This window comes from Parasedimentitalea maritima, assembly GCF_005771405.1.
GTDB lineage: Bacteria > Pseudomonadota > Alphaproteobacteria > Rhodobacterales > Rhodobacteraceae > Parasedimentitalea > Parasedimentitalea maritima.
Genome location: NZ_VAUA01000003.1, coordinates 206,474 through 220,981 on the forward strand (window position 1 = coordinate 206,474; position 14,508 = coordinate 220,981).

At 51.1% G+C, this 14,508-nt stretch carries 12 protein-coding genes; 6 read left to right on the plus strand and 6 right to left on the minus strand.

The features are described 5' to 3' along the window. Window positions 1-18 precede the first annotated feature (18 nt). The 4 genes from FEE96_RS07280 to FEE96_RS07295 all read left to right on the plus strand — a co-directional run bounded on the left by FEE96_RS07280 (window position 19) and on the right by FEE96_RS07295 (window position 5,550). The gene (locus tag FEE96_RS07280) at window positions 19-960 is read left to right on the plus strand and encodes a LysR family transcriptional regulator (protein ID WP_138162358.1); all 942 of its coding nucleotides are present in this window, start codon (window positions 19-21) and stop codon (window positions 958-960) included. A 265-nt stretch (window positions 961-1,225) separates the two neighbouring features. Beyond that, window positions 1,226-1,864 (plus strand): class I SAM-dependent methyltransferase, encoded by a 639-nt coding sequence (locus tag FEE96_RS07285; protein WP_138162359.1) that lies wholly within the window; start codon window positions 1,226-1,228, stop codon window positions 1,862-1,864. 220 nt (window positions 1,865-2,084) lie between these two features. After that, window positions 2,085-2,834, plus strand: coding sequence for a substrate-binding periplasmic protein (locus FEE96_RS07290; protein ID WP_138162360.1), 750 nt, complete (start codon window positions 2,085-2,087; stop codon window positions 2,832-2,834). A gap of 19 nt (window positions 2,835-2,853) precedes the next feature. Next, window positions 2,854-5,550 (plus strand): hybrid sensor histidine kinase/response regulator, encoded by a 2,697-nt coding sequence (locus FEE96_RS07295; protein ID WP_212744750.1) that lies wholly within the window; start codon window positions 2,854-2,856, stop codon window positions 5,548-5,550. A 90-nt stretch (window positions 5,551-5,640) separates the two neighbouring features. On the opposite strand, the gene FEE96_RS07300 is transcribed toward FEE96_RS07295, so the two are convergent. Together FEE96_RS07300 and FEE96_RS07305 are read right to left on the minus strand one after the other, a co-directional pair. Next, on the minus strand, window positions 5,641-6,546 hold the full coding sequence (locus FEE96_RS07300; protein WP_171021642.1) for a DMT family transporter: 906 nt from the start codon (window positions 6,544-6,546) through the stop codon (window positions 5,641-5,643). Further along, window positions 6,518-6,970 carry a YqfO family protein gene (locus FEE96_RS07305; RefSeq protein WP_212744751.1) on the minus strand — a complete coding sequence of 151 codons (453 nt, stop codon included), beginning with the start codon at window positions 6,968-6,970 and terminating at the stop codon, window positions 6,518-6,520. Before FEE96_RS07305 ends, FEE96_RS07300 begins: the two co-directional genes overlap by 29 nt. A 115-nt stretch (window positions 6,971-7,085) precedes the next feature. Here FEE96_RS07305 and FEE96_RS07310 point away from each other — a divergent pair, with 115 nt between their 5' ends. Beyond that, window positions 7,086-7,748: a helix-turn-helix transcriptional regulator gene (locus FEE96_RS07310; RefSeq protein WP_138162363.1), complete on the plus strand. Its 663-nt coding sequence runs from the start codon at window positions 7,086-7,088 to the stop codon at window positions 7,746-7,748. Window positions 7,749-7,788: 40 nt separating this feature from the next. Here the strand turns inward: FEE96_RS07310 and nadC are convergent, their stop codons facing one another. Genes nadC through nadA form a run of 3 tightly spaced genes read right to left on the minus strand, consistent with a single transcriptional unit; the run spans window position 7,789 to window position 11,265 of the window. Beyond that, window positions 7,789-8,646 (minus strand): carboxylating nicotinate-nucleotide diphosphorylase, encoded by an 858-nt coding sequence (gene nadC, locus FEE96_RS07315; protein WP_138162364.1) that lies wholly within the window; start codon window positions 8,644-8,646, stop codon window positions 7,789-7,791. Then, window positions 8,643-10,208 carry an L-aspartate oxidase gene (locus FEE96_RS07320; protein ID WP_138162365.1) on the minus strand — a complete coding sequence of 522 codons (1,566 nt, stop codon included), beginning with the start codon at window positions 10,206-10,208 and terminating at the stop codon, window positions 8,643-8,645. The genes nadC and FEE96_RS07320 overlap by 4 nt, the downstream gene beginning before the upstream one ends. 7 nt (window positions 10,209-10,215) lie before the next feature. Then, window positions 10,216-11,265 carry a quinolinate synthase NadA gene (gene nadA, locus FEE96_RS07325; RefSeq protein WP_246079341.1) on the minus strand — a complete coding sequence of 350 codons (1,050 nt, stop codon included), beginning with the start codon at window positions 11,263-11,265 and terminating at the stop codon, window positions 10,216-10,218. A 293-nt stretch (window positions 11,266-11,558) separates the two neighbouring features. On the opposite strand from nadA, the gene FEE96_RS07330 reads away from it, so the two are divergent. Then, on the plus strand, window positions 11,559-13,502 hold the full coding sequence (locus FEE96_RS07330) for a hybrid sensor histidine kinase/response regulator (RefSeq protein ID WP_171021643.1): 1,944 nt from the start codon (window positions 11,559-11,561) through the stop codon (window positions 13,500-13,502). 112 nt (window positions 13,503-13,614) lie between these two features. Here the strand turns inward: FEE96_RS07330 and FEE96_RS07335 are convergent, their stop codons facing one another. Further along, the gene (locus tag FEE96_RS07335; protein ID WP_138162368.1) at window positions 13,615-14,325 is read right to left on the minus strand and encodes a copper homeostasis protein CutC; all 711 of its coding nucleotides are present in this window, start codon (window positions 14,323-14,325) and stop codon (window positions 13,615-13,617) included. Between the last annotated feature and the right edge of the window lie 183 nt (window positions 14,326-14,508).

Genomic DNA, 14,508 nt, shown 5'->3' on the forward strand with positions numbered 1-14,508 from the left:
GATTAAGAGATTGCGCAGATGCACGAAATGAGCGATTTTGAACTTTTATTTTTCAAATTTGAAATGGCACAAATGGACTGGAACGACCTCAAAATTTTCCACACTGTCGCCGAACAACGAAATCTCACAACCGCGGCGGATGTCCTTGGGATGAGCCACACAACGGTGTTTCGCCGTTTAAAGGTATTTGAAAGCAGTATCGGCTCCCGGCTTTTTGACCGCATTCAGGGGCGCTACGAGCTAACAGAAACAGGCCTGCGCCTGCTTGGCAAAGTACGTATCATGTCCGGTATCGCCGAAGACGCGGCACGTGAAATCGTTGGTGACGACCGAACCCCCGGGGGCGATGTCATCGTGACTGCTCCCAGTAGCTTTGCTCAGCATTTTTTGCCAAGTTATTTACTGGAGCTTTCAACGCTCTACCCGGACATTGCTGTCACGCTCCTGGTGACCAACGATGAGTTGAACATGTCGACCCGGCAGGCGGACGTAGCCCTGCGCGTCGCGAAATCTCCGCCTGATCATCTGGTGGGCCGCAAGCTGATGTCAATCAGGTGGGGGATGTATGGTGCGCCCAGCTATTTTGAGCGACTTGGAAAACCCGAATCCAGTCAGGACCTAGCAGGTCACACCTTCATTGGCGCAAGCGGGCGCTTGACGACACTTGAGGGCTACACTTGGCTCGAGCGGCAAAATGATCTTCTGTCGCGCACGCATACGGACGATCTGTCCACCATGTCATCCCTTGCGGCAGCGGGTCATGGTCTTGCTCTGTTACCGGACGACCTGTCCCGTGATGACCTAGAGCGATGTTTCACGCTTGAGCTGGCTGGCAAAAACAGCCTTTGGATCCTGACACATCCTGACCTGAGACGTGTCGAGCGCATAAATATCGTCATGCGGTTCTTAGGCGAAAAATTCAAAACTGAGCCGCGCCTGCATCAGCGAGGATGTGATTGACCACACAAGTTGTCCTCGAACACCTACGGGACGCAATACCTCGAAAGGGCCTAGGTCAATTGGTCTTGTTACGCGAAGATAGCAACCAGCACCGAAGGAAAAACCCAAACAACTTTGGGTACAACTGATTGTTCCTGTCATTTCGCAACGCCGACTTTATTGCTGCCCTCAGGAACGTTTGTCGAAATTAACAGCGCTGACAAACCTGTGGTTGATGCTTGGACTGTCACAACTACAATGGAGAAGCATTTTGGAGGGCTGCCAGTTGAGCGATAGAGACATTACAGATCTGGCGTTGCAGACACAGGTGACTTATCAGCGCAACGCTCGCAGATTTGCCGATGAACGCCCAAAGTCGTTGGTTGAGAAATCATGGCTTGACCGGTTTCTGAAATGGATACCAGAAGGTGGTAAAATTCTGGATTTGGGTTGTGGCGCTGGAGAGCCGATCGCCTCGTATCTCATAGGGCATGGTCATACGATTGTCGGGCTGGATGCATCATCAAACATGATTGACATGGCCCGTGCAAACATCCCAAGCGGAGATTGGAGACTTGGGGACATGCGCTCGTTTGAGTTCTCCGAACGGTTTCACGGTATCATCGGTTGGAACAGCTTTTTCCACTTAACACGTGACGAACAACGAAGTGTGCTTCCCTGTATCGCCAACCACCTTCACCCGGATGGTGTTTTATTGCTTACAGTCGGCCCGCTTGATGGTGAGGTCGCAGGATGTGTTGGGGATGATCCAATCTATCATGCAAGTTTGTCTCCAGACGAATACGACAGCATCCTTTCAAGCCTAAACATCCAAATACGGCAATTCGTACCTGAAGACCCTGAATGTTATGGCATGACAATTCTTCTTGCCCAGAAGTCCAAAGAAGCACCAATTACTGCATAATTATTCAGTGTTCTGGAGCGAAGGCCCTCTCAATTACGCAATTCAGCTTTAGCAGCCGTGGCGACACACCGTCATCAGCTGTTTGGCGACCAGATCGCAAGCTGAGAACTCAATCTATGAGGCGCAGACTTGATTCCAATATCAAATGGTCACAACATGTAAGGAACAATAATTGCTCGGCGAACTACAAATTGCACAGACGTAAGAAAAGTGAGGGCAAATGAACGTCGCTAAATCGATGGCAACATGCCTTAGTATGCTCAGTCTGGCCCTTTTCGCCAAACCCGTTTTTGCAGAGGGCTTAAGCTTTGCAACTGTGGATCTCGTTCCCTATGTCCTCCATGATGACCCCGGCGGTCGCCTCGGCTTAATGGTCGATATAGACACCGCTATTGCCGAACGGATGGGCATTCCTGTTGCAGATGAAGTACTTCCTATGGCGCGGGCCATTAAAAACCTGGAGCGTGGTCTCACAGATTGCGTTGTCATTGCGCTTACCCCCTGGAGCGAAAGTAAGTTCCAGCCAGTAGCCAAAATTCTCAATCGATTTGATGCAGCTATTATTACGCGTGAAGGTGTCCCAATCACGCGGATTGAAGATATACATGGCCTGCGTCTGGCAATAACACGAGGTAGCTTCGCAGATTCCCCGATATCGTCAGACCCCAATATCACGCAGGTTCCAACAAATGGGTATGAGCAAAGTGTGCGCCTGTTCAAAGCGGGCCGGGTTGACGCCGTTGCCGGGTCTGAACTCAGCATCTTCTACTATTTTGCCGCCGAGCAAATTAGTCGCAAAGATATTGGGGGTATCTTACCAATCATTCACGCATCGTTATGGTTACATTGCGCCAAAGGTCAGGTGCCGGATGATGTAATACTACGGCTGCAAGAGACTACAAACGAACTCCGAGCAGAAGGCGTATTCACCAGGCTTCTCAAACGCTATATTCCAGACGATTTCAGCTAAGTCGAGGATGGAAACTTCGTTGCCCAAAAAGTTCACGAAAAGCCTATCTTTCAAACAAGCGCGTGCAGCCGTCACCACTGGGTTTGTGTTGGGAATTGGGTTTGGTGCCCTTCAGATTGCCGCAGATTTGCGGAGTGAAATTGACCAAACTAATAAGACATTCAAGCAATCCCTTAGAGCATTTGAGCAGACTGCGTTTCAAGCCGCCTATGGTCTGGATAAAGAGTTGGCGCAGACGGTGGTCAACGGCCTTTTTCAACAGCCTGCTGTCGTGGAAGCGAAGATCATCGATAGCTACAACGACACCATGTACTTTAAGAGTCGACCTCACCTAAAGAACTCATTTTCCTGGTTGGCCGAAGGCATATTTGGCGAAGCAAAGTCATTTTCGACCCGACTAACAGACAAGCAGACAGGTTTTCATGCTGGCGATCTAAGTATCAGCGTAGACACAAATGTAATCGCACAAGCATTTTTTCAACGCTCGGGTTTGATCCTCAGTTTTGGAATTTTGAGGAATGTTATACTGGCAATTATACTCACTGTTCTATTCCACAACATGTTAACCAGACCACTTCGAAAACTCGCGGGCTTGATCCATGATGGGGCACAAGAACTGCCTGTCTCTGCCTCTCACAAAAACGACGAACTGGGCGCAATCGCCCTTGAGTACAATCAGCTTTCGCGCGATCGATCTGAGGCAATTGCACGTCTTCTACAGGAAGAAGTTCGTTTTCGACGGCTCTTCGAAAACAGTGAAGTCTCTCTTTCAAACGCCGACTATTCTAATGTCTACAAAACTCTAAATCAGTTACGAGAGGAAGGAGTAACTGACTTACGCCAGTACCTCGACAACAATGAGAATGCTACCTGGGATATTTTTACGACGATCAACATTCTCAGCGCAAACCTTGCAACACTTAGAATATTTAATGCCTCTTCAGAAGCCGATCTGCTTGAACATAGCAACAAGACTTTCAACCAATTAACGTTGGAAATGTTTAAGGATCAGCTTTGCGCAATCTGGGCTAAGCACAGCACATTCAGGGCGGAGACCACCTTCAAAACTCTCGATGGAGTCGAGATTGTTGGTATAATTTCACTTCCCCTTCCTGAGACAGAAGATGGGTTCCGAAGCATTCCCGTCAGCATTTTGGACATAACCGAATTTAAAAAAGCAGAAACCGAACTCACATTTCGTGGCGAAATCATTGAAGGAATGAGCGAAGGTGTTCAGGCTTCTCGTATCTCGGACGGGATTATTATCTACACAAATGCGATGCACGATACCATGTTTGGCTATGAAGAAGGTGAACTCATAGGTGAGTTTGTTGGAACAACCAGTGCTGAAACAGACAAGACACCCGAGCAGACCACCGCACATATACATGGTGAAATTGAAGCCAATGGAAGTTGGGTAGGAGAAATTCGAAGTATCAAAAAGGATGGAACTGTCTTCTGGTGTGAAGTCTCAGCGACCAAATTTGAGCATCCGTTGCATGGCAGTTTATCAATTGCCGTCCAATCCGACGTAACAGAGAAAAAGATAACGGAAGAAAAACTCAGACAATCCCAACGGTTAGAGGCCGTCGGCCAGCTAACAGGTGGTGTAGCCCACGATTTCAACAATCTTCTTGCGGTTATCATGGGAAACCAAGAACTGCTTCGCGATGAAATCACCGATCCCGAGAACTTGAAATTCATTGATGCCAGCATTGGCGCGACCCGACGTGGTGCAGATTTGACCAAAAGCATGCTGGCCTTTGCACGCCGTTCACAATTGGCCCCAGAAAGCACCGACTTGAATGCACTTGTTCTGGATACCAAAAATTGGATCCACCGAGCCCTCCCAGAATACATCGATTTTGTAACGGTGCTCGAGTCCAATTTGTGGGCCGTTGAAATAGACCGGAGCGCTGCGGAAAGTGCAGTGCTAAATTTGATCGTAAACGCCCGAGACGCCATGCCTGATGGAGGCGAGTTGTCCATCGCAACAGCGAATGTCACAATTGATGAAACATCAAAACCCTACCAGGCTAATGAACTAAAGGCGGGGCGGTATGTAACTGTTGCAGTCAGCGACAGCGGGCACGGGATTTCGCAAGAGATTATTGCCAAAATTTTCGAACCCTTTTTCACCACGAAACCAATTGGATCAGGTTCAGGGCTTGGCCTATCGATGATTCAAGGGTTCATGCGGCAATCCAGAGGCACTGTCCGCGTCACTACTGAACTCGGCGTAGGAACGACATTCACGCTCTATTTCGATGCAGGATCAGGTACGCCTGTCAGACCAAAAAAAGAACTGGAACTTGCAGCTATCGCAACAACTACGGGGGCGCGAATTCTAGTAGTTGAAGATCAACAAGACGTCCTGGACATCATCAAATTGATCTTGACACGTGCTGGCTATATTGTGTCATCCGCCAACTCGGGTGATGCAGCCAAGGCTCTGTTTGACGATGGTCCTGAATTTGATTTGCTTATCACCGATCTTGTTATGCCCGGAGAGACCCAGGGGGCTGAATTGGCGCGCTACGTTTCCCAAATATGCCCCGGTTTACCAGTTGTCATCATGTCCGGCTATGTTGGAAATGACGCTCCACAAGATAACCAAACCCAACAACTGGGACCTCAATCGTTTCAACTGACTAAGCCAATCCGACGTAACGAACTTCTTTTAGTGATCGAAGCCGCTCTTCAACACTCGGCCTGATTATTGAAGCCATTTTTGCGATGTGGACCAAAGTTCTCTTGTCTTTTGATACCACGACGAAGGCAACCCACATCCCAAAGCCGCAACGAGTTAGTGAGTTTTCGTAGACTGCCTACTTTGCTGAACGATGTGTAAAACCACTGCAATGAAAACAATGGCGCCGCCAGTCAGTGTTTCTGCACTTGGAATTTCGGCAAAGCACAGCCACACCCAAATGGGAGCGAGAGGTGCGTCTAGTGCACCAATCAGAGCAGTTTCGATAGCAGGGATCATCCTCGATCCAACGGTAAAAAGCGCAAGGCCAATTGCAGAGTTTACAAGGCCAAACAAAGCAAGAAGGCTCATTTCATAGCCACTAACAAAAAGACCATTGCTGAATGGGAAAGCCGCAACGCTACTCAAAAGCGCGGAAACACAGGCGGCGGGCAGGATTGGGATATCTTGATAGCGGCGCGAAATTACCATCATCACCGCAAGTGAAAAGGTCATTCCAAATGCCAAAACATTGCCGGCAAGATTTCCTTCGGCACCAAGCCCAACAATAATACTGACACCAAAAAGCGAAAAGACACTTGCTACAACAGCGCTGCGCGCAGGCTTTTCACCAATTAGAAGCCAGGCCAGCGCAGCAGCAACCAATGGCACCGTCGCATAAATAATTGAAACATGTGCTACGGTTGTCATGCGCAACGATGTGATAAAGCACAGCATTCCAACGGCTGAAATCATTGCAAACGACCATCCCGGCCATCCCATTTTACGGAACTCACGGATTGCCGTGCGCCCTTGCATCGCGAATGCCAGTGCAAGAATTCCAATCGTTCCAAACACGCCCCGCCACACCAGAATGGTCCCGGTATCAAGCGGTATCAGACGTGTAAACAAGCCGGCTGTGCTCCAGGCTACTGCAGAAACGGCCACGAGGAGTAAACCCAACTGGTGACCGTTTCGTTGGGCAAAAAGAGCCTCACTCACTTGCTGTTTTCCAATCGCCACCTTTGTTCCACCAGCGATGAGGATTGGCTTGGTCGTCTAGTCCTTTGCAGGTGCTCCGCAGGACCTCCTGAACGGTAATGACTGGTTCGTAATAGCTGTGCACCTCATAGATCGCCTCGATGATCTGATCGAGCGCGTCAGTCTCACGTGGGATGAAAAACCGCATTTCACCTACGTCAGGACGGCGCCGTACTTCATCTTCCGCGCCAGTTGGTGTTCCTTCTAGCGGGCGATAGTATTCCACCCCGCCCGGCGCGAGGTATCCGTTGCAATCCGTCTTACCCTGTTGCAACGAAACGATTTTTAAAACCTCATCGAATACTCGATCAACATCTGCTGATGGGGCCTGATACTGAACCAGCCAAAGCGGTTCCATGGTGATTGGTCTGGTGTCAAAACCGGCCTGAATAATGCTTTGTGTCACGTGTGATTTCCCGTTTCTGAATTGCGTTATCAGTTTGCTATCGGATCACTGCTGACATGTATCTGTCAGCAGTGATGTGCTATCTGCAGGAATGTTCTAACCAAGGGGAAACGGGATGCGGTCTGCTCGTATGTTCGAGATTATTCAACTGCTTCGAAGCGCCAATGGTCCACGTACCGCCCAGAACATTGCTGACATTCTGGAGGTGACAAAGCGTACAATCTACCGCGACATCGCATCGCTTCAGTCGATGAGGGTCCCAATCGAAGGCGAGGCAGGCATCGGATATGTCATGCGACCCGGGTACAATCTACCGCCTGTGAATTTTGACATAGAAGAAGCAGAGGCCATTTCAGTTGGGCTTAGCATGATCTCCAGAACTGGCGACAAGAGCCTGGAGAAAGCCGCGCTGCGCGCGATGAGGAAACTTTCCGAAGCCACCCAACTCAGTGAGAACCTATTCTCATCCAGTTGGGGCGCAAAAATTCCCGGCCATATTGACCTTGCTGAAATTCGAAATGCTATCCGGCAAGAGACCAAACTTGGCCTGCTCTACCAAGATGTTGAACACAAATCGACCAAACGCAAAATACGACCCATTGCATTGGTCTACTATGCTGAGGCCGTTGTGATCGCCGCCTGGTGCGAGCTGCGCAATGATTTTCGCCACTTCAGATCCGATCGCATACTCTCATGTGACCTGATGACCGAGGGGTTTGAGGGAGAAGGAGTTGAACTGAGGCGCAAATGGGCTGAGGTGCAGGATACCGATTTTTAGCCTTGGAGAGGCAATACAGCATTGCCGTGCCCGGACTCGATCAGACCCGATCAAAATCCAGACCCAGATCAATTGTAGGGGCAGAGTGCGTCAGGGCGCCTGACGAGATGTAGTCCACTCCGGTTGAGGCAATCGAAGCAATGCGATCGAGTTTCACGTTACCGCTGGCTTCGGTCTTCATTCGTCCAGCCACCAGCTTCACGGCCTCGCCCAACATGGCGTCATCCATGTTATCAAGCAACACCACCGAGGCCCCGCCGACATCAAGAACCTCTGCCAGTTGGTCCAACCTGTCTACCTCAATCTCGACAGCGACCATGTGACTGGCGGTTGCCTTGGTTGCTTCCAGAACTTGCCGGATACCCCCTGCCGCCGCGATATGGTTATCTTTGATCATGATGGCGTCTGACAGGGAAAACCGATGATTAAACCCGCCGCCATGCAGTACGGCGAGTTTTTCGACCAGCCGCAGACCCGGCGTGGTTTTGCGCGTACAGGTCACACGTGTCTTAGAGCCCTTAGTTTCGGCCACAAAAGCAGCCGTCAAGGTCGCAATTCCAGTGAGACGTCCAGCAAAATTCAGTGCCACACGCTCGCCCGACAAGATCGACGCTGCTGACCCTTTAATCGTCATCAGCGTATCCCCTTTCTGGCAGCATTGCCCATCAGGAATTTGGATTGCAACTTCCAGTGACGGGTCCACCAATCGAAACGCGATGGCAGCCACCTGCATACCAGAAACCACGGCCTCTTCGCGGGCATTAATTGCAGCTTCATAGACTGTATCGGCTGCGATAACGGTTCGGGTGGTAATGTCCCCATAACTGCCAAGATCCTCCATCAAGGCATTGCGGATCATAGGTTCCAAAACTAGGTCGTGAACAGTGGCAAAACTCATGCTTTTTCCTCACATGCCTGCGCCCGAATGGCGAGCGCTTCGGCGAATAACATTTGTGATCGTTGTGCAAGCTTCTCTGAGGTGTCAGGGAAGTCGGAACGTTCATGCGCGCCGCGACTTTCCTGTCGCACAAAAGCAGACGCAGCGATCAGTGTGGCGGTCGCGCACATGTTTAGAAATGACGCGCTATCGCGCTGGCTCGCTTCTAGCGTAGCGATCTTGCGAAGGGCTGTTGTTAATCCCTCGGCATCGCGTACCACACCAACACATTGGGTCATCGTCTGGCGCAGTTCAGCCACGGCCTTGGGATCAGCCGGAGCGCCGCAGGCTTCGAACTGGATGTCAATTGGATTGGCAATTTTCACTTCGCCCAAATAGGCGGCAATGCTCAGCGCACAAATACGTGCGTAGACCAACGCCTCTAATAGCCCGTTTGACGCAAGCCGATTGGCCCCATGCAGGCCGGTCGAGGACGCTTCCCCACAGACCCACAAGCCTTGCAAGCTGGCGCGACCATCTGTACCTGTTTTGACACCACCCATGTGGTAGTGCGCCGCCGGGGCGACAGGGATCGGATCATTCACCGGATCGATCCCATTTCGAATGCAGTGTTCAACAACCGAAGGGAACAGCGCGGTGATATGCGCGCCGATATCTTTGCGGGTATCAAGAACCGGGCAGTTCCCCACTTGCACTTGAGCAAATATCTCACGAGCCACTACATCCCGTGGGGCAAGCTCGGCATCAGGGTGAACTGCTTGCATGAAGCGTTCACTATGGCGATTGACCAGGATTGCTCCCTCACCGCGCAGTGCTTCTGTTGCAAGTGGCGCCGGGTCTTCACCAACGTCCATAGCGGTTGGGTGAAACTGTACGAATTCGGCATCCGCGATCAGCGCACCAGCGCGCGCTGCCAGCCCAATCACCTGCCCGCGTATACGAGGCGGATTCGTGGTAAGCGCATACAACCCGCCTGAACCACCTCCGGCCAAAAGAACCCCGGTTCCGCGCAGCATAACAGGTGCCGAGCCTTCATCTGCATCCTGGATCTCGATCCCAGTCACACGGCCATCATCGACGTCCAGCGCCACCGCCATTATACCTTCAAGAACTTGGATCGAAGGCGTTGCCCTAACCTGTTCAATCAGCGCGGCCATGATCCCTGCCCCGGCCTGATCACCCTTGACGCGTACAACCCGAGCAAACCCATGCGCGGCTTCACGCGACAAGACATATCCGCCATCTGTGGTGCGATCAAAAGGCGTGCCCATAGAGGTCAGATCAAGGATATAGTCCCGAGCCTCTTGAGTCACCAACTCAGCCACTTTGGCATCTACCACACCTGCCCCGGCGTTAACCGTGTCACGGGCATGGTCCTTAGGGCTGTCTGCCGGGTCCATGGCCGCAGCCACACCACCCTGAGCCCAAGATGAACTTGCCCCTTTGCCCAAACTTTCGGGTGAAACGACGACCACCGGATGCGGAGCCAACTTTAGCGCAGCATATAATGCACCCAGTCCAGCACCAACAATCACGATGCGGTCAGTGAAAACCTCGTTCATCGAAGCGTCACAGGCCCAGTTTACGAGAGAGGTCGATCATCGCCTGTACGGACTGGCGCGCCTTGTCTGCAACCTGAACATCCACCTCAACCTGCCCCTCCATCGTGTGCAAGACATATAGGATTTTCTCGAGCGTGATTTTCTTCATGTAAGGACACATGTTGCAAGGGCCGATGAAATCTACTTCGGGCAATTCATCAGCAATGTTCGACGCCATCGAACACTCGGTGATCAGCATTGCCTGTTTTGGTTTTTCCTCGTGGACATATTTGAGGATACCACTGGTAGAACCACTAAAATCGGCCTCTGCCACGACATTGGGCGGGCATTCCGGGTGAGCGATCAGGCGAACATCAGGGTTCCACTGGCGAAAATCTCGCAGATCTTGTGGAGTATATTGCTCGTGCACGATGCAAGAGCCAGGCCAGAACACCACATTCTTGTGGCTTTCATTTGCCACGTTCTGTGCCAGGTATTGGTCCGGCGTCATGATGACCGTGTCGCTCTCCATCGCGTTCACAATCTGGACTGCATTGGAAGACGTACAGCAAATATCTGATGCGGCCTTCACCTCTGCCGTGGTGTTCACATAGGAAACAACCGGCGCGCCTGGGTACTTGGCGCGCATTTCCTCAACACCTTCTGCGGTAATCGACTCAGCCAGCGAACAACCCGCACCCATGTCCGGCATCAATACTGTCTTTTCCGGGCTAAGGATTTTCGAAGTCTCAGCCATGAAATGAACGCCTGCTTGTACAATGACATCCGCTTCAACTTCACCCGCCTTTATGGCCAGCTGCAAGCTGTCGCCAACGAAGTCAGACACACCATGGAAAATTTCCGGGGTCATATAATTATGACCTAAAATCACCGCATTACGCTCTTTCTTCAGCGCATTGATTGCCCTCACGTAAGGCGCATATACAGCCCAGTCGGGCGGTGTAACGACACGTTCCATCTTAGCGTAAGTGTCCGACATCGACGCAGCAAGCTCAGCCGAAGGGGTCAGGTCATAGAATTCGGAAAGGACAGTGTGAACATGTGAAAGATCTAGCAACGGGCTTGTCTCCATTTTCTCTGAGGCCTTGCTGATACACGCCCTCTGACCGGATGCCCACATCATATCTTATGGCAGATAGCCCGGGAAGATGAGCTGAAAGAGACCACCCCGTCAGACTGTTCTCACTCAACTCTTTCGATGATGAAATTGTTCCAACTCCAATCCAAACAAACCAATAGTATGCCAAGATGCCTTGAAATCCGGCAGTATTTCCTTACCATCAATAACTGTTGGCCCTGTTCTAATGTGTAATGAGTGAACAACTTCACGTATTGCGGAGATGCGACGCCGTGGACCAAAACCAAGATGATCCAGTATTTCAAAAGATAACTGAATTGGTGCCACAAGAGTTTACGAAAGCTCTGACTGACGCCGGGATCGGGTTATGGTTATGGGATGTGAAAGCAGACCAGCTAGACGTCAGCCGCGGGATGGTACAGTTGACTGGCCTGAAGCAGCTTTACAGAGGTAGTCGTCTTGATGTGCTGCGTGACCTAATCCACCCTGAAGACGTCGAGACAATCCAAGCCTCTACTCGCCGTCTTTTTGAGGATGGCCTCCCTTATGAAACTCTCTGCCGGATGCGACATAGCTCAGGTCACTTCGTGTGGGCCAATACCTATGGATCATTGGTCCGCGATGAAAATGGTGAACCCCAGAAAATGATCGGCATCGTCCGGGTCATGGACGAATTGACACGGACAAAACGTGACCTGCTACATGCTGAAGAAATGGCACGCCTTGGAAATTGGACTGTTGATCTAGCCACGGACGAGCTCATTTGGTCGCAAGGAGTCTATAAGATCCTTGGGTATGAGCCATTTAGCTTCCAACCCACTTTGGAATTTGCCCGCAAGCTTCGAGCAGAAGAAGATCGTGCCATGATCGAAGGTCTGATCGACGAAGCTGTAAAGAAAAGTGGCGCTTTCGAATACCGGACGCGTGTTCCCCATACCAGCGGCAAAGAAGTCCATATTAAGGTGAATGGCGCAATCGAAACTGGCATAACCGGTGCCCCGGTTTCTTACTATGGAACGATGCAGAACATCACAGCCGAAATCCAGCGTGATGAACAAATTAGGCAATCTCAGAAGCTGGAAACCATTGGCAAACTGACAGGCGGCGTTGCGCATGATTTCAACAACTTGCTTGCGGTGATCCTTGGTAGCCTTGAGCTTGCTCAGGACGACATAGAAGACAGCGGCGTCAACGAGTTGATACAGATGGCAATTCAGGCAACGATGCGAGGGGTTGAGCTGACCGGAAGCATGCTGAGTTTCGCCCGACAGGCAAAATTGAAACCTCAAATTCTTGATCTTCACTCCGTTGTCGAACAGACCAATAGCTGGATTGCCCGTACTCTGCCCGAGAATATCAGTATTGAAACCTCGCTGCCGACTGATCTATGGCCAATTTCCGCAGATCCGGGCTCAACTGAAAATGCCCTGCTCAATTTGATCCTAAATGCGCGGGATGCGATGGCTAAAGGGGGCGAGCTGACCATAGAGGCCGCTAACGTCATAATTGATAGCGACTTTAGTTTTCAGCGGAATGATGAAGTTTCACCCGGTCAATATGTGATGTTGGCCATTAGTGACACTGGCGAAGGTATACCCGCGAACATCCTAAAAGAAATCTATGAACCCTTTTTCACAACAAAAGCACCAGGTGCAGGATCTGGATTGGGCCTGTCTATGGTGCAGGGGTTCATGCACCAATCGGGTGGCACCGTGCAGGTGTATTCTGAACCCGGTGTCGGTACCACATTCAAATTATACTTCAAAGCTCTGAGCAGAAAAATTGAGACGCCCACTATCGAGGCGGCGAAAACAAAAACTGCAAATGGCGCGGGTTTCAAGATTCTTGTTGCAGAAGACGAAAAGGAAGTTTTGGAGATCTTACTCGCAACACTCCGTCAGGCTGGGTATGCGGTCACCGCAGCACGGTCGGGCGATGAAGCACGGGAGATATTTGAAGCAGACCCGTCTTTTGATCTGTTGTTAACTGACATCGTGATGCCTGGCTCTCTCCAAGGCACCACGCTCGCACAGCTGTTGCGGAAACAAGCAAAGGATCTCCCGGTAGTCTTTTTGTCAGGTTACGCCAGCGAAGCAACCGTCCGCAGAAATGAAGTAAGATCTGAAGACATTCGCCTAACAAAACCTGTCCGGCGCATAGAATTGCTGGAAGCATTGGAAAAAACGCTAGCCTCAAGGGTCGAACCAAAACTGTAGAAGTCATTCTGATCAGCGCGAAACTGAGGAACAGTATATGGCTTAAATAACTGGTTCCTACTGTAACCAGACCACTAACTGCTAGCCTCAAGTTCGCTGCAAAACCTCGGAATCAATTTTTGCCTGACATCTGATTAACCATCTCTCGCACCGTCGCTTCTGACGTTTCGAAGCGTCCACTGGACGGATCGAAATCCGAAAATGCCAAATCGCCTGCCACCCGGACATTGCAAGAGGCGTGAACCTCTTCCACACCCGTGGCTGCAATCACTTCAGCAACATTGTCAGCCGTCAGCCCGCAGCCTGGCATAATTGAAATACGCCCAGCAGCTTGCGTTACCATCTGCGCAATCAACTTTGTGCCGTCTTGCGCAAATGGTTCAGCTCCAGAGGTCAGAACCCGCTCAAACCCTAGATCAATCGCCTGACTAAGCGCGACAAGTGGCTCTGGTACAACGTCGATGACCCTGTGCAGGGTTTTCCCCAACTCGCCGGCAGCTGCCATCAATGTTGCCAACATTGGTACATTTAGACCGCGGGCAGCATTCTGCGCACCCAACACCACGCCTGATAGCCCGGCCTCACGTGCCATCGCGATATCAGCCAACATGACACTGGCCTCAGCATCAGAAAACTCAAACAAGCCACTGCGCGGGCGGATCATTGCATAACACGGCACGGGGAGCGCGGCTGCGGCATGCATTAGACCCGCAGATGGCGTCAGCCCGCCCTCAGAGAGCGATGAACACAGCTCTACCCGTCCTGCCCCACCATTCATTGCAGCAATCACGCCGTCGATCGTATCAACACAGACTTCCAGCATGTTGCGTCCCTTCGTATATTTTCGGGGCCAACAACCCACCAGATGCGCCCATGATTGTCAGACTTTAAGTCACTTGAACACTCCTTTGAAGTGACCGGACTATCTCACCAAGAGTGCTGATATGGCATGCAGAACCTGTGTGGCTTTTCGGTCTCGGCGGTTGCACATGGCTGGAACGCATTT

Coding starts and splice junctions, on each gene's coding strand:
- FEE96_RS07320 (WP_138162365.1), bottom strand. CDS start 10,208: ATGAACGAGGTTTTCACTGACCGCATCGTGATTGTTGGTGCTGGACTG.
- nadC (WP_138162364.1), bottom strand. CDS start 8,646: ATGAGTTTTGCCACTGTTCACGACCTAGTTTTGGAACCTATGATCCGC.
- FEE96_RS07290 (WP_138162360.1), top strand. CDS start 2,085: ATGAACGTCGCTAAATCGATGGCAACATGCCTTAGTATGCTCAGTCTG.
- FEE96_RS07280 (WP_138162358.1), top strand. CDS start 19: ATGCACGAAATGAGCGATTTTGAACTTTTATTTTTCAAATTTGAAATG.
- FEE96_RS07335 (WP_138162368.1), bottom strand. CDS start 14,325: ATGCTGGAAGTCTGTGTTGATACGATCGACGGCGTGATTGCTGCAATG.
- FEE96_RS07310 (WP_138162363.1), top strand. CDS start 7,086: ATGCGGTCTGCTCGTATGTTCGAGATTATTCAACTGCTTCGAAGCGCC.